The following is a 25295-nucleotide window of genomic DNA, read 5'->3' on the forward strand; positions in this document are numbered from 1 at the left end:
TTTCTTTTGTTACTATTTCATAAAGCTCTGTATATTGATGTTGTCTTATGCAATCCTTTATTACATATTTTACATTTTCTATATATTTTAATTTTTTATTTTGAGTTAGTGCAAATATATTATTTGGATCAACACCAAGTCTTTCAGATAATTGATATAACAATATGCTAGATGGATAAATCACACCTTTTTCGATTTTGCTAATTTGGCTTTGTGAACATATTCCATGACATAATTCGGATTGAGATATATTTTTTTTAATTCGAAGTTCTTTAATGGTAATACCCAAATCGTTAAATTCCATTTTCTCCACCTACTATTTAGCGCTTTATTAGTATAGTATTCTCTAATCTTAATGTAATGTAAAATTAATTTAGTTGCAATTATTATTTGTTGTAAAGGCCTTATCCTTTCTATAGGAAGGATAAGGCTTTTTATGCATAAAAAAGACACCCAAAGGTGCCTTTCTCTGACTTGAACCACTTTAATTTTAATAATATGTATTGGACTCCCATCCAAATATTATTTTACCATGTTAAGTAATGTTGTGCATTGAGAAATACGGTACATTTCTTTATTTAAACGTAAAAAGCCCTAGAGGGGACTAGGGCTTTTTGACAGAATGAAAATGATTCAAAAAAAGGACTTTTATAACGTAACATACGAATGTTTCATAAATGTATCGTAAAAGTGAACAAAATCTATATTTTAATTAAAAGTATCCATCTGTACTTTCTCGTAAATGTATCCAGCTTCTTTAGCTGTAATTCCGAAACGTTTAGCAGCTATTTCAGCAACCTGAGGATCATGGACTTCAGGTATGTAGTTTTCATCGTTATTTGTTAGGATGTTATATTGTTGTTTCATAAAGTCGAATATGACCGTATAGCTTATTCAGTTACTTGCATATTGTCCGTTATTTTGCGATGTATTATTTGAATTAAGCGTATTATCCTTATTAGCGTACTCTCTTTCTTTCTTTTCTCTTTCTGTATTCATATCTGACTTATAATCGCTTTTTGTATACTTTTCAAAATCATTAATAATAAGTATGTCGTCAAAAATGTCCATAACATATATATCGTCATAGAATACTTTGAGTTTCTGGTAACGGCATGAATTATTTTCACCGCAAGAAACAGAATTAAAAGATCCCATTATCTTTTCAAATATATTGTTCAAAACTTCATATTTTTCCATAGTTGATAAGTCGGGGAATCTTTCATCTACATGTATTGGGATGTATACTGGCGTGGTATCGTCTTCCTTTTTATCAGCTTTATAATCGACTTTTTCAATATATGGGCCTAACGGACTATCTTCTAATTTTTCCTTAGTTTCATGTTTTACATATTTCATATTCGCTGAACAACCTGTGAATATAAGACATATAGCAGCCAATAATATCCCCATAAATCTCTTCTTCACACACATCACCCCTAATTTTATTTATGTCTGAGAACAAACTAAAGCACTCTTTTGAGTGCTTCCCTCCAACTAAAATCATCTTAATTTTAATGCTATCCGTATTGAAAACTTGTTCAAATGTTATTTTTTTAAACTTTCTTCGTACGCTTTTACTTCATCTAGTATGTTTGAAGATGAAAAGATTCGGTTGATTGAAAGCTTACCAGAGGCAGACACACTACTAATTATTTGGATTAAATTGTTGTCTCAAGCAGGTAGAACGAATGCCAATGGTTACATTTTCTTGAGTGAAAACATTCCTTTTACAGAAGAAATGCTTTCTACACTTTTTAATAGACCGATAGCAACTGTAAGACTGGCACTACAACATTTAAACAGTTCGGAATGATTGATGTAACAGATGATCAGTACATATGCATCTCGAACTGGGAGAAGCATCAGAACATTGATGGATTAGAACGCGTAAAACAATTGAATGCAGAACGAAACAAAAAGTACCGCGAACGCAAGAAACAACAGCAATTAGCACTAGAAGATAAGGGTGAAGAAAGTGACGCTTGCGTGACGTCACGTGACGCAACAGATATAGAAGAAGATAAAGAATTAGATATAGATAAAGAAAAAGATAAAAAGAAGAAAGAAAAGCATTCCCGTCACAAGTTTGAAACCTGCGACACCAACGGGGCTAATTATCTATTTGAAAAAATTAAGGGTAATAACCCTAAACAAAAAGAACCTGACTTCGATTCTTGGGCTAACGACTTTAGATTAATGCGCGAAAAGGATAACCGTGAATTACAAGAGATTAAGGATGTTATTGATTGTTGCCAAGCTGATCCATTCTGGCAAGGAAACATTTTATCTCCTAAAAGGCTACGTGAAAAGTTCGACCAGTTAACAATCCAAATGAATTCTAAAAAGGAGCGAAAAACAATGCAGAGAGCAGCGGCAGCAATACCAAACGATATAGCCAAAAAGTTGAATATGACTATGGATTCTGATGTGTGTGATACGCATGGCATGAATAAGATGAAGTTCGGTGGACAAGTTGTTTGCCCTCGCTGTTTCCTTGAAAATGATAGTAGGAAGCTTCATCAACAGGAACAAGCGAAATACGATGCAGATAAGGCGAATGAGAAGAAATTCATGTTCCACCAGCAAAGTATGATCGCTGATAGCAACATCAAGAAAGCTAATTTTGATAATTACCAACCTACTAGCGATGAAGGAGCAAAGAACCTTGAACTCTCAAAGGTAATCGCAACTGATTATCTCAACGGGAAAGTGTTTAACACGATTATGGCCGGGAATTGCGGAGCGGGGAAAACACATCTTGCTTACGCTATAGCGGATCAGCTTGCTGGAGCAGGTAAGTCATTTGTCTTCGTCACAGTTGGTGAATTGCTACGGAAGATTAAAAGTACATTCAATAAAGATTCTACATTAACTGAGGATGCAATTATACGAAGTTTAGTAAGAGCAGAAGTATTGATAGTTGATGATTTGGGAGCAGAATTAGGCGCATTAGATGCCAATACAAAAGCAACAAACTTCATTAACAGGGTATTATTCGATGTTTTCGATGGAAGGCAAGGTAAATCCACTATCTTTACGACAAACCTTACAGGAGAGCATTTAGAGGGCGCATACGATGAACGGATTGTATCACGTATCTTCAATAAATTCAGGGCGCTAGTTTTCAAAGATACAAAGGATTACAGAAGAAAAGCATTGCCATTTTAAAAGGGGGATTTGAGATGTGTGCGTGTAACGGAACGGGAGTAATTAAGAACAGCATTGGAATGGGTATGTATCAGTTTGGACCATGTATTTGCGAAGCGGGGAATCGCAGTCCTGAAGAAGTGGATAGAAAACGTCATGCTGTTATGGCGGAGTTAAGAGAGATTCATCAATTGCAACTGGAGGGGAATTGGGATGCCAAGACTTGGAACGGATTTGGAAAAGGAAAATTATATGATGGCGTTGCAGCAGAGGAAGTACATGAAGAAATTGCGTCGTAACTTGTATATCGCTTTAGAAGAGTGGGACCTGGTATTTGATGAAATCGAAGTGATTCGATTGCAAGAAATGTGGAAGGAAGGCAAAGGAATCCTTGAAATTGCAAAAGAGTTGGGAAGACATCAATTAGAAATTACCGCTTTGATTATGGATCAGGCAGATAAAAATATCATTAAATCGCGTCCGATGGGGCTGGGGGCATGAAACAACTAACACTAGAGGATGTTGTGAGAAGTTTCAATTACACAGCAACAAGTACCGTGGACAAATTTTTGAAGCGTAATAGCGTTATGACGTACTCAGTAGAGTTTTACGACAAAGACGAAAAGTGGAAGCTTCGTTGGTTTGAGGCGAAGTCCGAGAGCGAGGCTATAGAAATGGCTAAAAAGAAATACGAAAGGATACAAATCATTAATACTTATATTTCGGATAGAACTTTAGAGGAAATCATGAATTTGGATTAGGAGGCATAGCGCTATGACATGTAAAACAAAGTTAAGGATCGTTTTGGGAACTGTGGAAAGAGCACACAGCAAATGTGTACTCATAACAATCTCAATTATTTTAAGGACCATGATATATCATCAAGGGCTTTATAAATATAGCTATACATGCGGTAAAAGAGATACTTTGGATTGTATTTTTGTTTCCAGTTCATAATAATCACCTCTCATACAAATAGTTTAATTATATTATACAGTCATTAATTCGAATGTTAAGAAAACTTAATGTGAATTAAGGTAAATTTAAACAAAATAGTTATTTGAAAAAAAGACCTCTTACGGAAAGATAAGAGGTCATCAAGAAAATGTTGTATTTGAAACACATGATGTTTCACAAAGGAATTATAACATATATTCGTATATTAAGTATATATAATATTAAGGGCATAATGAAGATAGCACGTGAATGTTTCATAAATGTATTAAAAAAGTGATTTTGTAAATCAAGGTAGTCAGCACAGTTAACTAAGGGCTTGTTGAAAAAAAGAAGCCCCGCAGAAAATGTTACGGGGCTTCATAAAATTGAGCTATGTCGTACTCACAAGAGATTTTAACATGGATTTAGTGGTGAATAAATCGGTAAATATGTCCAATTAATCCAGAGCTATTATGTTAAACAAAAACGCTATTTTCATAGCTGAGGGGGATGAATGATGGTTGTAGAAGCAAATGTGAAATTTGAATTAGATGAAGAACAAAAATTACAGTTTCAGAATGTAAGAGAAAACGAAGGGCAGTTATCGATATTTGATATAGATGAAACAAAGATCAAGCTGTATGAAGTCTTGGAAGCTAATGGCTGCCATTACGAGATTAGGAGTTATACCTACACAACGATTACATGGGTGAAGTTAAGTACTTCTTTATTAGAACTACAGATGACACAATTATTGACATGTGTTTAAGCCAGTTCCCTGAATTGTTCGCTGTGTACAAGGGATTCACTGAAACGCAGATCAAGAAGATATACAGAGGGAGATTGCAATAATCCTATTTTATAAAAAAAGAGAAGCCCTTAATCAGGTCGCTCCTCTTACTGCCAATATACAATAACTATTCCATTATAATGTATGAGCGTAAAATATTTAATAATTATCTTAATGGTAAAAATTTCATTTTGTATGTATTTGAAATACGAAAAGAGCACTTAATAAAGTGCTCTCGTGACGAGATCATCCGTTTGTAAAGACTAACTTATTTCATATAGAAAGGAACACAGAATATTATATGTGTTTCTTGTCAATTGAGTGCTTTTTTACAAACAAAGAGCAGCTAGCAAAAGCTAACTGCTCAATACAAGGAGATACAGAGAAAACTAAATGGATTTTGGCATACAGCCTATCAACATTATGGACATAATATTGATTTTTATTCGAAGGATTTCATGTTTTATAAATCAGATTATGATAGTCGATATTCTCCATATTGACCAGAAAAGAACCAAGAATTCTAGGAAAATTCCAAGTGTTCTTTTTCTAGTTTTTTGAAATTCTTTTACTAAATAGCCAATAGCACAAATTGCTAGAAGAATGAAAAGAATAAGTTCTAGTGTAACTGGCATTTGATCTACTCCTAATCCATTAATTAATTTATTATATAACGATTATAAGATGTTTTTGCGGTTAATGGTGAAGAATTAAACAAAACTATCTCTATATGTAAAAAGGCCCTGTTGTCTCCAACAGGACCTTCCTAAAATGGCAAAGAGTAACTCTTACCTTACTCTTTGTTCATATACTACAAGATTGTTAAAAGAAATCCAAGGCTCTTTATATTGAGAAATAAAGAAGAATCATTATAAAGAATTTTATATTTTTTCATAAATAAAAGAGCAGCTAGCAAAAACTAACTGCTTGGCTGGTTCTCCAACAGGGGGAAAGGAGAAAGGTTAGGGACTTCATTAAATGAGTTCTGGCCATCGCCTATCTATATTATTGACGGAACATTGGTTTTTATTCAGTCGATTACGTTAAATGTTTGACGATATAGTCTTTTATTAGTAAAAAAGCTGCAAGGAGAAACATTACGTCAATTGAGAACCAAAACATATCTTTTTGAGGTTTCTTAAACTCTGATATTATCGAAAACATTAAAAATAAGGCAACGGCTATTACAATACAGAGTTTAATCATATCAGACATTTATAGCACTCCTAACATTTAATCTTTTTTATTATATAGCTATTTCCAATGTTGAGGAATTTAAAAAGTGTTTTATGAGAATTCAAACAAAATAATCCTTTTACGAAAAAAGGCCCCGTTGTCTCCAACAGGACCTTTCCTAAAATGGCAAAGAGTAACTCTTACCTTACTCTTCTGCTATATAATACATAAAATACGTATAGATGTGTAGAACAAGAAATTCCAATACAATTATTTTGATATATAAATTCAATGTATTTTAGCGAGATTAAACATCAGGAATTAAATTACAAATGTTGATTTATCAATGAATATCAATGGTGTGATAGAAAATAATGATTAATAAAGGAGTATTATAATAAGGAAATATGAAATATTGCATATTCAATTAAAGTAGAAAGCAAGGAATAACAATGGGACAAGGAAACCGTGGTATGGCTTTTGAAAAGCTTATCAATCTAGCGAATGAAATATATCAAAGAGGGGGAGTGGCACTTATAAACAAGCGTCCGACTCCTGTGAAGGTGTTAATAAGTAAAGGTGGTCTGTACTAAGTGGTTACTATGAAGCTAAAAGTACAGTAGATTATGATGGCGTGTATAAAGGGCGAGCTATAGCATTTGAAGCGAAGTCCACAGAGAATCCTACACGATTTGATTTAAAGAACATTGCACAGCATCAATTAGATTGCCTGGAGAAAGCAAAGAAGATGGGAGCAATTTGCTTCTTCCTTATTGAATTTAGCAAGGACAAGTCAGTATTCGCAGTACCACTATCAGTCATTCAATCTTACGTAAGGATATCGCATCAACCAAAAGGTAAGAAGTCTATACCGAGGGTGGACTTTGATATTTATGGGTACTTAGTAGAACAGACGGAACGAGCGCCAGTGGATTACTTACAATATGTAGACGAAGCAGTAACTCCAGTTATGTTTGACGGCATGATTCAATTTGATCAGGACCATCAAAAGGTAGCGAATAGCATTGAAGCAGCGAAAGAGAAGATGGCCAACAAGAAACGTAAATTATTAAAGGCTTAATGGATAACGGAACTATGCAGGGGGGATGGTGGGAATACTCGCTATGCATGTTTCTCTTATTCAACAAAGGGATAGTAAAATTTCACGTACCTGATGTGAATGTAAAAACCAAAATTCGAAATAGGGGGATTCCTTCATGGAACAATTAACTTTATTACCAGCAATCGATGACAAGAAAGTGCAAAAGGAAATAGTCAGCATCTTAAAGGAATACCGTGCATTAAAGATGCGATTCGATAATGAAGTGGAACAAGAAGGGATCAGTCTGTTTCCAGAGATACGAAATTCAAGAAGAGTAAGCGAATTAAAGGTGAACCAAATAGAGAAGACTTTAGAACATATCTTAGATGCGGATGAAAGAAACATCATCACTATGAAGTTCTTAGACAACAAACCAGTTAAAGATTCATTCGTACAAAACGAATTGATGATGAAAAACTCATACTTTTATGAGAAGAAGAGTGCAATTAAACTGATCGCTACTACATTAGGAATCATTTGAAAATGGCAGAGAAAAAGCAGAGAAATAGCATATTTTTTGGGGAGTTTTTGCAAATGAAAATAACGGTAAATTATATGTACAAGCCCTTTGACAACCGCATATCGAAGAGGATTAGTACACCTTAAAGTATACAGCGGCAGGGCGGGCATGGGCGGTAAGAATCTCGCCATAAGGGTGGTAAGATTCCCTTAAATGATTAATAATGACATATTCCAGGGTGGGGGGTGTGAGATAACTCGCATTCGTCATGCTGTTTCTAATTTGTATTTATCAATCAGCTCGGAACGCGTCCCCTGGGTTGATAATAAATATAAGTCTATTACTCTCTAGTATGTCGGTCTTGAAAATGGAATGGGGGTGGTTGCTCATGATTGAGTGACACTTGCATTCTAAAAGTCTAAAACAGTATACGTGATCTCGTGCATTAGTAATTATTCACGACTCTTATTAATGACCAAAACGAGGGCAAAGAGTTCCACTCTTTGTTTGAGCCAATACAGCGGAAATATTCCCCTTCCGTCCCCTTAGTGTATTGGTTCAAACAAGGCGTCGGAAGAAACACATACGTCTTGATATAAATCCTTTATAATTTGGCAACTGTCAGCTAAGGTCAGCGACAACCGATGTATTGACCAGGACGACAAATTCTCATAGGGAGGACTATTCTTAGTCTTCTCTCAGTCACCGAACGTAAAGTGCGTAGCTAATAAGAGCTAAAAAATTACATGATGCGGTGGCTTGGAGAAGGTTGCGAGTACTCAGCCTTGATCTAAGAGAAACTTTGCCATTTGTTTTCTCTCTTCCCCTTTAGGAGCTGTCACCTTTCGGTGATGGCTTTTTGTTTTGTAGGATATTCTTCTTTTCTGTCGAATAGATAGATTGGGAGAGGCGGGGGATAAGTAAATGAAAAAATTTATAATAAGTATAGAAGCAGTCGATGGTAAACAACACGAATTTGAAATTGAGCATAAAAAGACAGTAACAGTTGCTGCTATAGAAAATTCTATACAAGCAAGAGAAGCTAGATTCTTCAGATTTGGAGATCGTATGGTTAATTTGGACAATGTATTCTCTTTGGTGGTAAAGGAGAAGAAGGATTAAATACAAAAAAAGCATCCATAACGGGTGCTTTTTTCTTTGTTAGATAGAAATTACACATTAAACCAGTAAAACTTTGAATGAGACAAGCATATACTAATAACTGAACACGACGTATTCATTCTTTATAATCGTATCGGACGAGCACCTTTTAGGGCTCTTTTTTTTATTGCACATAAGGAATTCCCAAACATACAATATCGAGTCAATGCCAACCAACTTATTCCTTTTCCGAGAGCTATATATATTCCGCTATAAAGCTCTTTTATGTTGCGCCATTAGAACGGGCTGGGCATTGTCGTATATTTAATACTCAGAAGCTTAGGGCACTTTATAGTGTTCTTTTTTTATTGAACAAAATGGACATTTGGGTTAAAGGATATCTATATCAATAGGTAGAATCTAATTAGTTGGTTCACATTTTAATCCAAGGGGTACAAATTCGATGCGGCGTGAAAAGGATTTGTTGAAACAATGGAAGGCGGATCGGCAAGCTATTCAAGAAGAGAAAAGGCTGAAGAAGAAGGCTAAGAAAAAGAATAAGAAATATAGCATTCCTGGTAATACAGCTGACTTCATGAATGGCAAGAATACTTATCGTAAAGAGAATGGGGTATGGAAGCAAAGAAATAAATAATGTGAGGAAATATGATTTTGATTAAGTGTATAGGAATTATCGTAGGCGCTACCGCAATCTGGGTGGCGTCTTGTTTGTTGTTAAGGAAAGATAAAGGAGAAATAAAAAAGAGAGCTAATGCCCTCTTTTTTAGATTTGGTAATTAATCGCAGATGGGTATTCCAAGTACTCTAAGAGCTAATGCTACTTGAAGAGAAATCTCCAATCTAGCAATTTCAATACCAGCTACTGAGAGAACTAAAAAAGGTTGTCCATTTACAAACACAACGCAACTATCCATGGTTACGCCTCCTTTCTAGCAATCTACTATAGTATATGTATTAAACTTTAATATGTAATAGTCGAATTAATTGATTTAGTATAATTGATAGATTAACCTATTTAAACAAAACAATGGATGGTTTTAATTTTACAAAAAGAACCCGATAGAGTTCGGGTTCTTTTCAGAAGTGATGATGTTTCCTCGGCTTGGGAACTGAGAAAATACAAAAATATAATACAATGAGTTTTAGAGAATTTCAAGACTAAATTTGGGATTACCATGAGGGGGAGTTAAACAAGTTTCTTCCTATCAGATTGCGGATACAAAGTATATTGCTTACGGCGGTGGCCCTGCTGCTAATAAACGATTTGTTCATGTAGAATTATGCGAAACAAGCGATTATGAGAAATTTAAACGCAGCTATGATAAATATGTTAAGTTATTGGCTAAAATCCTTCGTGATCGTGGATTGTCAGTAGAAAAAGGATTATGGACTCACTACGATGTGACGAAATATCTGGGTGGTACAGGTCATGAAGATCCACTTAATTACTTAAAGTCTCATGGCGTTTCAGAAGCTCAATTTAGAGCAGACGTACAACGAGCATACAATAATTCTAATGTGGATATTTCTGTACCTGAAAAGCCATCTAAACCAGCAGAAGTTCCAACAGTTGTAACAGACGGAATCGCGTATATTGAAGGTTACAATGTTAACTTACGTAAAGGACCTGGTACAAGCTATTCTAAGGTTCGTCAGTTAAACAAACCAGAAGCTTATGTTGTATGGGCTGAAAAGGATGGTTGGTTAAATTTTGGCGGTGAGCAATGGATTAAAAATGATCCATCTTATGTGAAGTTTAGTAAGAAAAGCACAGTGGATTCTTCTATTGTAGGGAAGCGTGTTGTTTCAAAGGTTAACAATCTACGATTCTACGATGCTCCATCTTGGCAGGATAAAGATGTTGCGGGTTCTGTAGATGCAGGATTAGGTTTCACAATTGATACAAAAATAAACGTCAATGGATCCCTACAATTTAAAGTACACAATAGCAAAGGGAAAACATACTATGTAACAGCAAATGAAGCCTATGTGTATGTGAAGTAATATGAACAAAAGACCGCCTATTACGGGCGATCAATTTTTACTAATTATTTTTTAATGCTTGTTTTATCGTTTTAACTGTTTGTTCCAGCCATTCTAATGGTGTTACTTCTAACCCATCAAAATATATTCCATCTGCAGAATACCGTATGTATTCATTTTTTTCTGTATTACTATAATCGCTTTGAATAAATTCAGTTAGAAAAATAACAGCATCTTGCAAATACTCTTTTGATACCTCTTCTAGTAATTCTTGGAGCGCTTCTTCATAGAAAGTATCTTGGTGAAAAGTACCTGCTAGAAATTGAAATACCTCATCATCTTCGAGATTATCGAAATTGTCTTCTAATAACATAATCTTCCTCCTATTATCAAGATGGATATCCAGTTAAAATAAAACTTCCATTTCTATCCTTCTTAAGTACAATTTTTGCATTTGACATATCTTCAACTGTTATAGAACCTCTTATTACACCTCGTCCAATTATTTCAGTACCATGATAACGTAAAATTAAATTATTGTCTCTTGGACTATTTAACCAACTTTGAATGCGTGCTTGATTACGAGGGTTATTCAAGACGGTAGCCGCTATTTTTTCAGCTGATGCCCTATCAGTAAAAGTAGATGCACCTGCTATTCTAGGATCACTTTGTATTCTTTGTAATAGTTCTTCATCCGTTTTTCCTACATGTCGTTCAAGTAAATGCCCACCTCTAGCTTCATGTGCAGCTAGTCCGCCTCCTGGAGTAAGTGAACTGCTATCACCGGGTTTCACAGTAGTGGTATTTTCTCCTTTAGCAAACTGATGGGTCGATAGCTTTTCTTCAGCTTGTCTAAAATCAGGTGTATCAAATACAGAGCGTATATTATTTCCACCAGCTAAAGCAAACTCATTGTGGTTACGATTGAATAAGGATGCAGCGTCTTGCAAGCTTTGATTAGCAGTTCGTGAAATCTCAGCTAATTTTGTGCCAGGGTTCAACATTGCAATTTTATCCACGCCTTTTGTTCCTACGAATAGTTGTCCAACAGCCAATATAGTATGACCAGCCGCGCTTCCATACCATTCTGCACCACTATACGAGTCACCATTAGTAACATCACGATTCCAAGAATCAGAAATTGTTTGTTTTATCGCATTGAACGTCTCGACTGGGTGAGAAACGGCTTCAATCTTGTTATTAAATGTGTCAATTGGATGGATAACTGCATCTGCAAGTCCTAATAATTCATCACCTATAGCGTCGCCCATTCCCTTTTTTAAGTGATAGGGGACACCTAATCCAGCTTTTTCAAAAGCAGATTCGATTTCATCATCTATAGTGTCTTTTATTTTATTCACATCTTTATAAGCTGTATCGATACCATGTTTAAATTTATCATATAAAGACTCATCGGATTTTTTTACTTTACTAAAATCCTCATAAGTTTCTTTGAGGCCATGCCAAACTTTATCACGTAAAGATCCATCATTTTTCTCACTATTTAACGGACCACACATTGCTCCTTCTTCAAGATTTTCGTCATATGAAGCATCTGCGGTACGGAATTTTTCGGCAATTCGTTTCAAATCCTCTTCCACTTTTATAATCGAATTGATAGATGTAAAAGCTTTTGGTCTCGCATCGTTGAAAATTTGAACGAATTGTTGATTAGAGGCACCAATCCATTGAAAACATAAACGATCTATTTCATTACATAGATTATTATGTATAGATTCTAATGCGATTCTGGTATTATTTGCACGATTAGCGACGTCTTCTAGTACTTCAGGTGTTACTTTGATTTAAACCATTTTTCCCCTCCCTTTCCCCAATTAAAATTATGAGATAAAAGGAAAAAATGTAAATATAGAAACTTTAGATTAGTATAATAATAATTATGCGAAATAAAGAGAATCCGCCCTATTAGATGATTTTTTTGTTTTACACCAATAATATCGATAAATTTCAACGTCATATTATTATAAAATGCATCCGTTGTAGCGTTATGCGGCTTGTTCATTATGGTAGGCAGCCAGGAACGGGGATTCTCGCTAATCAGTCGTGCGGGGATTGGTTATATTGTAGTCCAAATGATTCCGTTATTTATGAGGTTGCTTGTTGAAATCGCTAAAGCTATTTAATTCTATTAATGGGTTTATTATTGGAATAAAAATCAAAAAAATTCCTTCTTTTACTAATCCTAAAATAGTTATATAATGATTATTGGAATTGTATTATTGACGTTTAAAATAAAGGGGAGAGAATAGTAATGAAAAAATTATTAATTTCAGGTGTATGTGCAGCAGTATTCGGTACAACTTTTTTTGCGAATAACTCTATGGCTGAAACATCGGGTACTATCACAAATCAGGGAATACAAGCAGCGAGCGCTCAAACTAGTAAATTTATAGATGTGCCCGATTGGCATTGGGCATATAATGAAATTAACTACATGGTTGACCACAATATAATGTTGGGATACCACAATGGTTATTTTGGATCTGTAGAAAAAATAACGCGTGAAGAATTAGCGGCATTCTTATATAGAACGGTGGAAATTCCCGATTATGATATGTCACAGCCGCTTCCTTTCAATGATATAAATGATTCAATGTTTAAAAAGGAAATTGCAGCAGGATATAAAAGTGGAATTTTCTCTTACGAATTTAATGGTCATTTTAATCCAAAAAGAATCGTAACCCGAGCAGAACTTGCTCAAACTTTCGTAAACGCTTTTTGGTTAAACAAGAAGTTTGATCATCAATTTAATGATATGCAAGGACACTGGGCTAATGAAGCCGTAGAAATTTTATATAGTAATGGTATTACTGGTGGTGTAGGTAATAATAACTTTAATCCAGACGGTACAATTACGCGTGAACAATTAGCAGTATTTCTATATAGAACTATTCCAATGTCCATCAAAGATCTACGAGATAATGTTAAGTAAAAAATAATTAAAAGACTGACTCTTATGAGTCGGTTTTTTTATTTGCAGGAATTTATAAAACATCATGGAATACTGTCACTAGGAGGTGTTGTGACGTTATGACGGACGGAATTGTTTATTCTGCTAGTGAAGTATACAAACGACTAGGAATATCCGATAGCACCCTTAGAAAGTACATGGAAGTATTATCACGTGAAGGATTCGCAGTAAAGAAGGATAATCGTGGTAGACGTTAATACACAGACAGTGACATTATGGTGATTGAGAAATTAATTGATCTGAGCAAACATGACGGTATGACGCTAGAGAAGGCAGCGAAGATGATTGCGCAGCAAATAGAAAAGGTTAATCCAGATTTGATTAAAGAAGAGCCAAAGGAAACAGACCTAATCCCATTCCATATTCAAGAACAACTCCAGCAACAGTATGGCGTTATGGCACAAGAAATGAAACAGGGTATGTTGGCAATGGAAAAGCGATTAAGTGACCAGGCGAAGCAGAGTAATGAAGAAATTAAAGCGAGCGTAGAAGCGCATAATGAGCGGGTGGAAAAACGATTGGAAGCAAGAGATGAGACACTTATGAAGACACTGCGTGAGATGCAGGAAACGAAGAGAATGATGCAAGAATTTCGGGATGAGGTTGCTGCAGCGAAAGAGAAGAAGCCGTGGTGGAAATTCTGGTGAGGGCAGGAGGATGCACCGCCGGTAGGAACGTATAAAAATAGAGTTATAGAAAAAGAAAGGGGGATCCCTTATGAGAGTAGGGATCCGTTTTTTTCTTGCTATCAATAATGAGACGTTATGTCAATTTAACATGAATACCATATATACCCAAAATTACATGACATATCGTTTCATTATAATGTTAAAATACAAAAAAAAGGGAGGTGTAAAATTATGAATAAACTTTTAGGTTTCTTGTTTGTTGCGGTTGGCATGTGCTTTCTCATGTTAACTTTGACAATGAAAGTTCAGAATATTGCATGGGCTGTAATGTTAGGAGTCAGCATTCTGTCTAATATAGCAGGGACAACTTTATTGTTCAGGTACATTAGTGAGTATAAGAAACAAGCATTTTAATTGTTTTTTCATTGTTGAAAAAAGCAAACTCCTCTCCATTCGGGGAGGAGTTTGCTCTAATATTAAAAATTAGCTTATTTACATAACTTTCGTTATCAGAAGTAAAATTTAACTCGAAAATAGCTAATTTTATCAATTGTTGAATGTCTGAAAAAAATCAAATCAATGATATTGTCGAGATCCTTTGGCAACTTCTTGCTGTGATGACTATCATAGTGACTTTTTCTCCAGCAACCACTATTAGTGGTTAATTACTATAAGGATTTATTTTTGAAATTTGCTATTTTTTAGAAAGTATGTTAATTTAAGAAAGACCTATTTTTGTTCGGTTTGAGATTAAGAATAAATTTTGTTTTTCGTCTAAGGTATTTGAGCAAGGGTAGTAACAATATGTGTGGATATCCACACTAGGAGGCAACAATTATGGAACAAGGTAAAGTAAAATGGTTTAATGCAGACAAAGGTTTTGGATTCATCGAGCGTGAAGGTGGAGAAGACGTATTCGTACATTTCTCAGCTATCCAAATCGACGGTTACAAATCTTTAGACGAAGGACAAAGTGTAACGTTTGAAGTAGAACAAGGACAACGTGGCCTACAAGCTACTAATGTTCAAAAAGCTTAATATTAGCTGATGAAAGACCCTCTTGTAGGGTCTTTTTTTGATTTTGTTACAATATTCCGAATACAACTTTTTTAAGGGAATTTTGGTTGCTTAACTTTTAATGAAAAAGAAGCTGATTCAGCTGTAAGAGAAAAATACAATTCTACTATCGCAACTTTAGAGATGATAAATGAGGATTTTGGGAAAATCCATAAATTAATGCTACTAAAAGATAGTGTTATGATTATCGATAAAGCGAATCAGGGTTCAGATAATATTATTCAACAAATTCAAGAAGGTAAATATTTAGTACAGCAGGATAAAGCTAACGTTGTGAATGATTTAACGAATTATAAAAATAGTATGACAGCCTATAAAAAGCAAATGTTGGAGTGGTTTGTAGATACTGCAGAAGCAGGAACAGATGCCATGATAATGTTTGTGGATATGACAACAGCTTACTCGCTCTCAATTAATAAGGTGTTTATCGAACCAGCGGAAAAATGGGTTGGCACATTACCAAAAGGTGAAATAGAAAAATTTGCAGTCGGTGTTCGCGACTATGGACAGCAAGTTAAAGCTATGCATGAAGGGTTTAAAAGCAGATTACCTGAATATAAACAAATGGCTTCTGATTTACGTGTTGTAAATCAAAGTTTCCTTAAATTTGGTGATTCTGTACAGAAGGCTGGGGCATCACTTCATAAACAAGCAGTAATGGCTGATGGACTAATTAATAGTGTCTCAACGCATGTTGCAGAAGCCCAACAAGCATTTCCAACAATACATACAGATATTATGTCTGGATTAGATGCTGCCAATAATATTATGGACTCTGCTAATAAAATTGCGAGTCATAAAATTGATGTACCTGCAGCATCCAAAAACATTGGAAATATTGATTTGAGTAATGCACTACGTGATTTAGGTGCTGATTCATCTAGAGTATATGATCGTAAGAATGATGGAGATTTATCTTTCATATTGGGTATTACGCCTATAATTGGTACAGGAAAAGAAATTGGACAACTCATAAAAGGGGAAGACTTAGTAACAGGTCAAAAATATGGTCCAGAAGATTATGCATGGGGGACGCTGGCTGTCGTATCTGGTGGTACAACACGAGTTGTTGGTAAAGTTTTTGGAAAGATTGGTGATCTTGAGAAAAAGGCTAAGAATCTCGGTAATGTAACGAAAAATGTACCAAAAGGCTCCTTTGATGTAGCAGCCTTTGATAAAAAAATCGCAAAAATGAATGTAAACGAAAGAGTTGCTGAAATAAAAACAGTTTCTCGGGAGGTTGCAAATCAAAAAGGTTGGAAAAAAGATAATAAACGAACTAAAATGAACAAGAGAGAAGTATATTATGATAAAAAAACAGATACTTATTACGCTATAGATACACAACACGGAAGATTTGAAGTAGTTAATAGTAAAGGGAAACACCAAGGAGAGGTAGATTTCAATTTGAATCAAACGAAACCTGCAGATAAATCTGGAGGGCATGATTTAGCTACTATATGCGTCTGGATTAGCCAACGAGTAGCGAGTGATTCTTTAGTGAGACTGTGTAGTCAACTTCATGCTGTTACAGGAACCACTATGAGTCCAGAAGGACTCAATAAGCGTTTCAATAAAAAAGCTGTTTGCTTTTTAAAACATATTTTCTCTTCGTTATTAAAAAATAAAATTTGTGAAACATCAGTAATTCCTAGTTCTTCAATTGCTTATTTTCAACGAATTCGTATTTTAGATGCAACAATTTTTCAAGTGCCAAAGCATTTAGCTAGTGTATATCCTGAATCAGGTGGTTGTGCTCAAACAGCGGGTATAAAAATTCAGTTAGAATATGATTTACATAGTGGACAATTTTAAAATTTTCAAGTTGAACCAGGGAAAAATAATGATAAAACCTTTGGAACAGAGTGTTTAGCGACATTATGTCCCTGAGACCTCTGTATTCGGGATTTAGGCTATTATTCACTGGATGATTTAGATCAAATGGATCAACGTGGTGTGTATTATATATCACGACTCAAATTAAAAAATATGGTGTATATCAAAAATCAATTTCCTAAATACTTTCGAAATGGGGCAATAAAAAAACAGTCTCAGTACATCAAAGGTGATTTAGAACAAATTATGAATACCTTAAAATCCGGGCAGGTCTATGTAATAAAAGATGCTTATATTGGAAAAATACAAAACTATTCACTCGGGTGATTATGTATCGATTAACAGAACAACAACTTTGTGAACGTAGGAAAAACAAGTGTATACGGAAAGTAAAAAGGGTATTACGTATTCAGAGAAAAGCAAACGATTAGCTGGCATTAACATATATGTTACCAATACACCTTGGGGGATTGTTCCAATGGAACAGATACATGATTTTTACTCCCTCCGCTGGCAAATGGATATCATATTTAAAACTTGGAAATCTCTATTTCAAATTCATCATTGGCAAAATATCAAACAAGAGAGATTAGAAAGTCATGTTTATGGCAAACTCATTGCCATTTTTCTATGTTCTTCTACTATGTTTAAGATGCGATAATTTATTTTACAAAAGAAAGAAAAGAAATTAAGCGAATATAAAGCAATTGGAATGATTCAAGATCATTTTGTTTCCATTCTTAAGTTGATGGGCATGTATGGTGAGTCCTATAAGCAAACAAAAGATGTCGCTATGTTACAAGAAATACTCAATCATAGTACACCACAAATTACACTTAAATATATTGGGATTAATAAAGAAGAGAAAGACAATATACTAGATAATTTCTATATTTAAAATCTATCAAAAAAACGACATCTATATAGATGCCGTTTTTTTTGGTTCTTTTTTTGTAAATTGATATAAAGCAATTGCTCCTAGAATAACAAGTATTCCTTCAGGAACATCTAATAATAATGTTTTCCAAGTTTCTGAAATTAATAATTCGTTACCTGTAAAAGATCTATAATATCCTTTTATATAACCAATGGTAAACTGAATTACAGATAAAAAGACAAATAACCATAAACCAAATCGAATCATTTTTTTATCTTTAAGCATATAGCACCTCGCAAATTTAAAAACGTAATATTAAGATTAATATATCATTTATCCATTTTTCTGTCAATAAACTGATAATCCTTAGCGTACAAAATTCGCGTTTTGTTGGTGCTACCCCATCGCTATCAAGCTAACAAAATAAAATCCCCCTAAAATGAAAAAATACGTCTACTCTTTCTGTAGAAACATAAGAATAAATTGCATTTTTGGTTTCTAAATTTGTATTTAAGATTCAAACGCATTTCAGCCCTATTGGTTTCCTGTAAAAAAGAATGGAATTAATCTATTTATAATGACTTTTAAAACATTGTAAAATAGAACAATATATATTTGTATAACACTCTATTTAATTTAAACGAGATGTATATTATACTTATAATAAATAGATATGTAAAATAACACTATGGGATGAAGAATTTGTAAAAAGAGAATATAAAATGTGTATACGTTTGTAATATCTAGGAGTAACACTTTCATATTAAATTTATCACAAATGAAAGAGGAAAATGAGAGATGAAAATCAGTTCAAGTATAAATAACAGGCTTTACCCTTTAAATACTACAGTTTTAAATAATACACCTCTAAGTACTACAACTTCACGTATAGTGAACAATAATCAAAAACATATTCCTGAAAATAAGACTAGGGATAATCAACTTTTTGAAAAAAATATAGAACAACATATTAATAATAAATATAATTCAATTAGCACACAGGGTTTTTCTATATTTGGATTACTTAAATTGTTATTGGATAAAGGTGTACCTATGTCGATAATAATGGGAATATTAGTGGAAATGTTCGAGGGGCATAGTAAGAAGAATGAAGAATCGGAGAAAGAGTCAGATAAAGGATTAATAAAAAGATTAGAGAAAGTACTAGTAAAAGATTCAGATAAACAATTAATAAAAGAATTAGATAAAGAATTAATAAAAGGATTAGATAAAGAACTAGTAAAAGGATTAGGTAACATTCAGAAATAATAACAATTTTTAGATATGTATTTTATTAATAATTCAAAACCATTTTTGAATATTTACTTTTTTTTGGATGTTTTTTCTCAATGTTCTTTAAATCACAAAAATAAGCTATTCTTTCTGTAGAATCATAGGAAAGGATGGCGTTTTTGTATGCCTAATTCTGTATCTAATGACTTACAATTATTTGCACAGGAGATTCATAGTCTTATATCCCCAAATACCTTACAGAATCTAGCTAGAGATGTTGGATTTGTACAGCGCGCAAGTAAGTATCAAGCACAAGATTTAGTAGCTTTATGTGTATGGATGAGTCAAAATATCGCTACAACCTCTTTAGCTCAGTTATCTAGCTGTTTAGAAGCATCAACAGAAGTACTCATCAGTCCTGAGGGACTGAATCAGCGGTTTAATAAGGCGGTCGTCCAACTTTTACAACACCTACTAGCGGAACTACTAAGCAAAAAATTGGCCGCATCTATGCCGATTTCTTCTCCATACACTTCTGTTTTCAAGCGTATTCGTATTTTAGATTCAACTGCATTTCAACTCCCGGATGTATTTTCATCGGTTTATCCAGGTGCAGGAGGATGCAGCCATACGGCTGGGATAAAAATTCAACTTGAGTATGATTTGTTAAGTGGACAGTTCCTACATATTCATACAGGTCCAGGTAAACAACATGATCGCACTTACGGCTCTCTGTGTGCCCCAACTGTGATAGCGAATGATTTATGTATCCGAGATTTAGGTTATTTTAATTTAAAAGACCTTCAATATATACAAGATAGAGAGGCCTACTATATCTCTCGTATCAAGTCGAATACACGTATTTATCAAAAAAATCCTAACCCTGATTATTTTCAAGACGGAAGAATTAAGAAAGGTACAGAGTATATACAGATAGATATGGAGACGTTAATGAGCTCCCTTCAACCAGGACAAACATGTGAAATAGCTGATGCTTATGTAGGAATGGTTGATAAAGTGCCAGCTCGTGTAATTGTTCACCGATTAACAAAACAACAGCAACAAAAACGATTACAAGATCAATCTGTAAGAGAAAAAAAGAAAGGAATGAAGTATTCTCCTCGTAGTAAACGACTCAGTGGTATCAATGTATATATGACAAACACCCCTACAGATATTGTCCCGATGGGACAGGTACATGACTGGTATTCTTTGCGTTGGCAAATCGAAATTTTATTTAAAACGTGGAAGTCATTCTTTCAAATCCATCATTGTAAAAAGATAAAACCAGAACGATTGGAGTGCCATTTATATGGTCAATTGATTGCCATTCTACTCTGTTCTTCTATCATGTTTCAAATGCGCCAATTGCTCCTCATGAAGAAAAAACGAGAGCTTAGTGAGTATAAAGCCATATATATGATTAAAGATTATTTTCTTCTTCTATTCCAAACTATTCAAAAAAACACCCAAGAGCTATCAAAGGTGTTACTTCGCCTGTTCAATCTCCTACAGCAAAACGGGCGAAAATCCCATAGGTATGAGAAGAAAACAGTCTTTGATATATTAGGTGTCGTTTATAATTGTACCATGTCTGGTAACCAAGCAGCTTAATTCAAAAAAGGAAACCCGTTAGGGTTTATTTCATATGCAAATCTTTAAAGCATCTACGTATAGACTTTCGAAAAAAAGAAACAATCTTGCTTATCATTGACGTTACACGGGCTTAGCTTGATAGCGATGTGGTGCTACCCCATCGCCATCAAGCTAAGATTTTTAATTACCCCCAGAATGAAAATTTCATGCATCATTGACTACTGATAATGAGACGTTATGTAAATTAGCAATGAATAGAATATACAATTTCATCGTGGTATTTTAATTATATAAAAATATTAGAAAGTAGGTACGGAGTTTGAAAGAATGGATTTTATTAGATGAACAGGAATATGAGAATGTTTGGGATAGATTTTATGATGAATTTGCTTTTAATCCTAATATAGATGGTGAACAGTCATTTAAATTTTCTTGTCCATATATTACTTATGATTTATCTAATTACTTTGAAGGAAAATGGACTGATGACGATGATTATATTTTTGATCATATATTATTGGAAGCTCTTATTTTATGTACCGAGAAACATGAATATATATATGCGTTAGATTGGCACCATGATAGCTACTGGATGAATCCTAGTTTAAATTTAAATCTAAACGAAAAGGATCATCAATGGAAAATCCCATTTTTTCCGGATGGAGATTATTATTTCTTTTTGCAAAAAGACTTTAAGTGGGGTTATTTAGGGCATCCATGGGAAAAAGTTATTTATATTTTCGGAGAAGAATTAATCAAGAATTTCAAAGAATTAAGGACTAGTAGATTAAAAAAGACCAATGAGAAAGTATAAAATTCACTTCCCATATCGAATTTTATGTAAATAAGCTGTCCATATGGATGGCTTATTTTATTGTTTGCTTAACGTGATTTTTTCCGAAATGCTGGCGGTACCCCATCGCCAGCAAGCTAAAAGTAAGAATTTCTCTAAAACAATAAATACGAGCAAAATGCACAAAATGGTCGTTCTTGGGGTGGTATGAGATTTTAAGTTGATGGGCATGGAGTATCGCCCCACATCCATCAACTTAAGGATTTAGACTATTTTTATGAGTATGCATCAAAAACAAGAGCTGTCTTTATTTGCCGAAGAGTTATATCGATATATGTCTCCCGCTACACTTAATCAATTAGCTATAGTATCAGGTGGAATGAAACGAAAACGTAAGTGCCATGGGCACCATTTTTTATCTTTGTGTGTATGGTTAAATCAACAAATCGCTACAACCTCTCTTACTCAACTTTGTAGTCAATTAGAAACTTCAACAGGAATTTTATTAAGTCCTGGGGGACTTAATCGACGATTTAACTCAACTTTTGTAGCCTCCTTTCGAAATGTATTTACTACACTTCTACAATTTCTCATTCTCTCTCTGCTTACTTTGAGCGAATTCGCATCCTTGATTCTACAACCTTTCAAGTTCCAGATTGATGCGCAGCCACTTATCCTGGTGCCGGAGGCTGTAGTCATACAGCTGGTGTAAAAATTCAATTAGAGTATGACTTGTTGAGTGGAGAGTTTTCTGATGTGAAAATTGAACCAGGAAAACGAAGTGATCAGGCATATGGGGCGACTCGAATGGACATGACACAAAAGAATGAACTACATTTTGTGCTATTTCTTCAACAAAATCTAAAGCATCCTCTTTAACATCTGGGTTCTCTATAGATGTTTCTTCTAGCAATTGTATTAATTCTTGAGCTACTTTTTGAATATCATTATTTTCCCCTTGATTAATTGTTTGGTGAGAATCAATATTTTCCGTCTCTGCATAGTTTAATTGTCCTAAATTCCCTTGTACTAGTATCTTTGGATTTGGTTTCTCGTCAGTACCCAATTTCATATTCTTCCACGTTATTTCTTCCTTAATGTGTAAAAGTGTAAACGTGGACATTTACACTTTTACACAAGTTCACAAAAAATTATATAACAATAAATTTCTATATTATAATACAATTAAATAACTTCATTATTTACAAATAGGAGGGATTTCATTGGAAGATTTTGATGATGAGCTACGTCAAATTGATATGGATCAAAAAGAAGCAATACTAGTTGTAAGGGCTTATAAAAGATATTTAGCAAAAACAGATGAAGATAGAGAATATGGAATAGAAGTGATTGAACGTATTTGCAATAGTGATACTACTCGTGAGGATGCTGATTTTATTATAAGATGCACGGAAGTTTTTGATGATATTATCGATAAGTCGTCGAGGAGAAATTAACAAATAAAGGCTAACATACTACTATAAGGATACAGCCGAGATATGTGTAAAAACAGGTCATAGCCTGACTTTTATTTTTTAATAATTGGAGTTGCTAAGGAATTAGAAGATTTAACACCAGAAGAACAAGAAGTATTGATGATGTACGGAAACGATTCAAAGAATAACCCACCATAACTAAAAATCCCTCCAATTTAAACGATGAAAGGAAAATGATACACACATTTAGGGATTCATTTCAAGAGATGCCTAAATGTGTGTTAAGGGGCATAGAAACGTTGGAATTCACTTCTCGTTTCACTTATGAATTTAAAGATTTCGCCACTCATCACATGCCTTGCGAATATTTTCACGCATATTATTTGTAATTTCTAACCTGTCATTTAAGAAAGTATCTCTCTGTGAGATTATCTCATCTTTAGCACCCAAATAGACCCTTTGAATAGATGAAGCATTTCTACCAGCTTCCGTTAATCTATAACGTGGGATGCCTGGAGATTCTGTGTACCATAGTGGATCTGTTAGTGATATAGCATCAGAATCATATATATGAACCTTTGTGTCTAAATTCTCATCCCATTCATCTACAAAATTAAACCTGTATTTGAGTGTAGGATAAGAATTAGAAGTAGTAGGAGCTGTAATCATATCGTAGAGACCACTATTAGCATACATTGCATCGCCTACACTTACATTTGTAAAGTGAACTAATTTGTCACCACGTGGTTCACATAAAGCAGCATACTCATCCCCACAACGACTTAAAGTAGCTTTATACCCAGAGTCAATTTCACTAAGAGCTTTTATGTCAGTTAGATGCAAAGTACAAATGTAAACAAGGGCTGTTATACCTTCAAACGTTTCAAAACGTACTAAATCTGATACTAAATCTGAACCATCGTCATATATGCCGTGTAAAATATTTACATCACTGCTCTCTGGATAGCCCTGAAGACGTCTCGCAATACTGTCACAATTAGCTACATAGTGATCTAAAAAGGCTTGGTCAACTATTTTTTTAACCCTATCACAAATTTCTTCTACTGCTTGTTTCACCGCTTCTTGAGCACTATCTTCTGATGGAAAGATTTCGCTTATTATTGCTGTACCTATTGAAGAACCCAAAGAACTAGCTCCTATTTCTAATGTTTTCTGCCAATTTAACTCGTTAGTTATCATAATGAACACTCCTTTATAATTAGAATGCTTACTATCATTTCAGTTTTATACATTTTTTATACCCTTATGCATTTTGGACACACTTTAAGTAGTTATGGCTTTAGGAGCATTTGCGACATTTGGAACGTCACGTACATATGCAGCAGAGCAAAAGATTCAATACAACCAAGAATTTCAAACACTATCTTATATTGGGGAGGAGTAGAAAGCGCCAGAAGGACTAGATAAAAAAGAGACTGTGTTCGAGTTTAAAGAGTAAGAAAGACATGTTTAAATTAGCAGGAAATATGGAGAAACATTTTGAAATCGTTAAAGAAGAAAAAGAAACAGGAGCAGAAGCAGAAACAACGCATGTGAAGCTTATTGAAAAATATAATGGTATTCCTGTATATGGCTCTGATCAAACAGTAGCACTTGATCAAAATAATAATGTGAAAGCATGTTTTGGACAAGTTATCCCGAATTTAGAAAATAAAAATATCCCATCAACTGCAAGCATTTCAGAAGATGAGGCTGTAAATATTGGGAAAGCTGGTATTGAGAAAGAGATTGGAAAAGTAGATAACTATGATGGTATGAAGAAAGATTTATACGTTTATGAAAAAGATGGACAATATTATCTTTCCTATCTTGTAAAAGCATCTGTTTCAAAACCGGCACCAGGCTACTTGCATTATTTTATTGATGCAACAAATGGAAATGTGATTAAGAATTTTAAAATGCCAGGTGCCGTCATGCCTGATTTTGAAAATAGAATGGCCGTGATTGCAAAAGAAGTAAACTATGGACCACTACATCAAGTACTTGATGTAGTGGTTGAGTATTGGGGATTAAAAGACTTACGACCAATTGCCCCTCTAGCAGAAAAAGCAAGAATTGAGATTTTGGAGTATCATATAAGATTGAA

The 25295-nt window shown here is 34.2% G+C and carries 22 protein-coding genes and 11 pseudogenes; 25 read left to right on the forward strand and 8 right to left on the reverse strand.

Going from position 1 to position 25295, the window contains the following annotated elements; genetic code table 11:
* Both RBB48_RS28835 and RBB48_RS28840 read right to left on the reverse strand, forming a co-directional pair.
* Positions 1–304, reverse strand: a 304-nt coding sequence (locus RBB48_RS28835; RefSeq protein ID WP_306008587.1) for a helix-turn-helix domain-containing protein, incomplete at its 3' end; no start/stop codon positions are given.
* Between the two features lie 590 nt (positions 305–894).
* Complete coding sequence (locus RBB48_RS28840; protein ID WP_306008588.1) at positions 895–1428, reverse strand: hypothetical protein; 534 nt, start codon at positions 1426–1428, stop codon at positions 895–897.
* Positions 1429–1591: 163 nt separating this feature from the next.
* Between RBB48_RS28840 and RBB48_RS28845 the strand changes: the two are divergent.
* From RBB48_RS28845 to RBB48_RS28870, 6 genes and pseudogenes are all read left to right on the forward strand, one after another.
* Positions 1592–2429 (forward strand): annotated as a pseudogene (locus RBB48_RS28845) (phage replisome organizer N-terminal domain-containing protein).
* Positions 2413–3171 carry an ATP-binding protein gene (locus RBB48_RS28850; RefSeq protein WP_306008595.1) on the forward strand — a complete coding sequence of 253 codons (759 nt, stop codon included), beginning with the start codon at positions 2413–2415 and terminating at the stop codon, positions 3169–3171. The pseudogene RBB48_RS28845 and the gene RBB48_RS28850 overlap by 17 nt, the downstream one beginning before the upstream one ends.
* A 14-nt stretch (positions 3172–3185) precedes the next feature.
* On the forward strand, positions 3186–3449 hold the full coding sequence (locus RBB48_RS28855; protein ID WP_227557754.1) for a hypothetical protein: 264 nt from the start codon (positions 3186–3188) through the stop codon (positions 3447–3449).
* Positions 3406–3651: a helix-turn-helix domain containing protein gene (locus RBB48_RS28860; protein ID WP_371878404.1), complete on the forward strand. Its 246-nt coding sequence runs from the start codon at positions 3406–3408 to the stop codon at positions 3649–3651. Before RBB48_RS28855 ends, RBB48_RS28860 begins: the two co-directional genes overlap by 44 nt.
* Positions 3648–3911: a hypothetical protein gene (locus RBB48_RS28865; RefSeq protein WP_088064959.1), complete on the forward strand. Its 264-nt coding sequence runs from the start codon at positions 3648–3650 to the stop codon at positions 3909–3911. The genes RBB48_RS28860 and RBB48_RS28865 overlap by 4 nt, the downstream gene beginning before the upstream one ends.
* A 782-nt stretch (positions 3912–4693) precedes the next feature.
* Positions 4694–4938 (forward strand): annotated as a pseudogene (locus RBB48_RS28870) (hypothetical protein).
* A gap of 976 nt (positions 4939–5914) precedes the next feature.
* Here the strand turns inward: RBB48_RS28870 and RBB48_RS28875 are convergent.
* Positions 5915–6091, reverse strand: coding sequence for a hypothetical protein (locus RBB48_RS28875; RefSeq protein WP_170962667.1), 177 nt, complete (start codon positions 6089–6091; stop codon positions 5915–5917).
* 413 nt (positions 6092–6504) lie between these two features.
* Here RBB48_RS28875 and RBB48_RS28880 point away from each other — a divergent pair.
* The 4 genes and pseudogenes from RBB48_RS28880 to RBB48_RS28895 all read left to right on the forward strand — a co-directional run bounded on the left by RBB48_RS28880 (position 6505) and on the right by RBB48_RS28895 (position 9370).
* Positions 6505–7133 (forward strand): annotated as a pseudogene (locus RBB48_RS28880) (Holliday junction resolvase RecU).
* A gap of 136 nt (positions 7134–7269) precedes the next feature.
* Entirely contained in the window at positions 7270–7635 is a 366-nt protein-coding gene (locus RBB48_RS28885) for an ArpU family phage packaging/lysis transcriptional regulator (protein WP_306008590.1), read from the forward strand.
* A gap of 903 nt (positions 7636–8538) precedes the next feature.
* Entirely contained in the window at positions 8539–8736 is a 198-nt protein-coding gene (locus RBB48_RS28890) for a hypothetical protein (RefSeq protein WP_016119215.1), read from the forward strand.
* A gap of 442 nt (positions 8737–9178) precedes the next feature.
* Complete coding sequence (locus RBB48_RS28895; protein ID WP_306008591.1) at positions 9179–9370, forward strand: hypothetical protein; 192 nt, start codon at positions 9179–9181, stop codon at positions 9368–9370.
* Between the two features lie 142 nt (positions 9371–9512).
* On the opposite strand, the gene RBB48_RS28900 is transcribed toward RBB48_RS28895, so the two are convergent.
* Positions 9513–9650 (reverse strand): DUF3956 domain-containing protein, encoded by a 138-nt coding sequence (locus RBB48_RS28900; RefSeq protein WP_000376554.1) that lies wholly within the window; start codon positions 9648–9650, stop codon positions 9513–9515.
* A gap of 292 nt (positions 9651–9942) precedes the next feature.
* Here RBB48_RS28900 and RBB48_RS28905 point away from each other — a divergent pair.
* Positions 9943–10740: pseudogene (locus RBB48_RS28905) on the forward strand (N-acetylmuramoyl-L-alanine amidase); the annotation flags it as partial.
* A gap of 40 nt (positions 10741–10780) precedes the next feature.
* On the opposite strand, the gene RBB48_RS28910 reads toward RBB48_RS28905, so the two are convergent.
* Complete coding sequence (locus RBB48_RS28910) at positions 10781–11092, reverse strand: contact-dependent growth inhibition system immunity protein (protein ID WP_000923399.1); 312 nt, start codon at positions 11090–11092, stop codon at positions 10781–10783.
* Between the two features lie 16 nt (positions 11093–11108).
* Positions 11109–12524 (reverse strand): WXG100 family type VII secretion target, encoded by a 1416-nt coding sequence (locus RBB48_RS28915; RefSeq protein WP_306008596.1) that lies wholly within the window; start codon positions 12522–12524, stop codon positions 11109–11111.
* A gap of 467 nt (positions 12525–12991) precedes the next feature.
* Here RBB48_RS28915 and RBB48_RS28920 point away from each other — a divergent pair, with 467 nt between their 5' ends.
* The 7 genes and pseudogenes from RBB48_RS28920 to RBB48_RS28950 form a co-directional block, all read left to right on the forward strand.
* The gene (locus tag RBB48_RS28920; protein WP_306008592.1) at positions 12992–13672 is read left to right on the forward strand and encodes an S-layer homology domain-containing protein; all 681 of its coding nucleotides are present in this window, start codon (positions 12992–12994) and stop codon (positions 13670–13672) included.
* Between the two features lie 98 nt (positions 13673–13770).
* Positions 13771–14358: pseudogene (locus RBB48_RS28925) on the forward strand (DUF3967 domain-containing protein).
* Positions 14359–14571: 213 nt separating this feature from the next.
* Positions 14572–14754, forward strand: coding sequence for a hypothetical protein (locus tag RBB48_RS28930; protein ID WP_088064963.1), 183 nt, complete (start codon positions 14572–14574; stop codon positions 14752–14754).
* Positions 14755–15177: 423 nt separating this feature from the next.
* Positions 15178–15378, forward strand: coding sequence for a cold-shock protein (locus tag RBB48_RS28935; protein WP_000434817.1), 201 nt, complete (start codon positions 15178–15180; stop codon positions 15376–15378).
* A gap of 783 nt (positions 15379–16161) precedes the next feature.
* Positions 16162–16869, forward strand: a pseudogene (locus RBB48_RS28940) (pre-toxin TG domain-containing protein); the annotation flags it as partial.
* Positions 16849–17980, forward strand: a pseudogene (locus RBB48_RS28945) (IS4 family transposase); the annotation flags it as partial. The pseudogenes RBB48_RS28940 and RBB48_RS28945, both read left to right, overlap by 21 nt.
* Positions 17981–18019: 39 nt before the next feature.
* Positions 18020–18151 (forward strand): annotated as a pseudogene (locus tag RBB48_RS28950) (tyrosine-type recombinase/integrase); the annotation flags it as partial.
* A 21-nt stretch (positions 18152–18172) separates the two neighbouring features.
* Here RBB48_RS28950 and RBB48_RS28955 read toward each other — a convergent pair.
* Positions 18173–18415, reverse strand: a complete 243-nt coding sequence (locus tag RBB48_RS28955; RefSeq protein ID WP_088610648.1) for a DUF3937 family protein — start codon at positions 18413–18415, stop codon at positions 18173–18175.
* Positions 18416–18928: 513 nt separating this feature from the next.
* On the opposite strand from RBB48_RS28955, the gene RBB48_RS28960 reads away from it, so the two are divergent.
* The 5 genes and pseudogenes from RBB48_RS28960 to RBB48_RS28980 all read left to right on the forward strand — a co-directional run bounded on the left by RBB48_RS28960 (position 18929) and on the right by RBB48_RS28980 (position 23209).
* Positions 18929–19399: a hypothetical protein gene (locus RBB48_RS28960; RefSeq protein WP_306008593.1), complete on the forward strand. Its 471-nt coding sequence runs from the start codon at positions 18929–18931 to the stop codon at positions 19397–19399.
* Positions 19400–19546: 147 nt separating this feature from the next.
* Complete coding sequence (locus tag RBB48_RS28965; RefSeq protein WP_306008594.1) at positions 19547–20977, forward strand: IS4 family transposase; 1431 nt, start codon at positions 19547–19549, stop codon at positions 20975–20977.
* A 301-nt stretch (positions 20978–21278) separates the two neighbouring features.
* Positions 21279–21773: a DUF2716 domain-containing protein gene (locus RBB48_RS28970; protein ID WP_098155618.1), complete on the forward strand. Its 495-nt coding sequence runs from the start codon at positions 21279–21281 to the stop codon at positions 21771–21773.
* 256 nt (positions 21774–22029) lie between these two features.
* Positions 22030–22589: pseudogene (locus RBB48_RS28975) on the forward strand (IS4 family transposase); the annotation flags it as partial.
* 386 nt (positions 22590–22975) lie between these two features.
* A complete protein-coding gene (locus RBB48_RS28980) occupies positions 22976–23209 on the forward strand; it encodes a hypothetical protein (protein WP_141499126.1) in 234 nt (77 codons plus the stop codon).
* Positions 23210–23518: 309 nt separating this feature from the next.
* Here the strand turns inward: RBB48_RS28980 and RBB48_RS28985 are convergent, their stop codons facing one another.
* Positions 23519–24388 (reverse strand): hypothetical protein, encoded by an 870-nt coding sequence (locus RBB48_RS28985; RefSeq protein ID WP_098155619.1) that lies wholly within the window; start codon positions 24386–24388, stop codon positions 23519–23521.
* 94 nt (positions 24389–24482) lie between these two features.
* On the opposite strand from RBB48_RS28985, the pseudogene RBB48_RS28990 reads away from it, so the two are divergent.
* Positions 24483–25104, forward strand: a pseudogene (locus RBB48_RS28990) (peptidase M4 family protein); the annotation flags it as partial.
* Positions 25084–25295 (forward strand): annotated as a pseudogene (locus tag RBB48_RS28995) (acyl-ACP desaturase); the annotation flags it as partial. The pseudogenes RBB48_RS28990 and RBB48_RS28995, both read left to right, overlap by 21 nt.

It is taken from the genome of Bacillus sp. MMSF_3353 (genome assembly GCF_030733445.1).
GTDB classification, from domain to species: Bacteria; Bacillota; Bacilli; order Bacillales; family Bacillaceae_G; genus Bacillus_A; species Bacillus_A wiedmannii.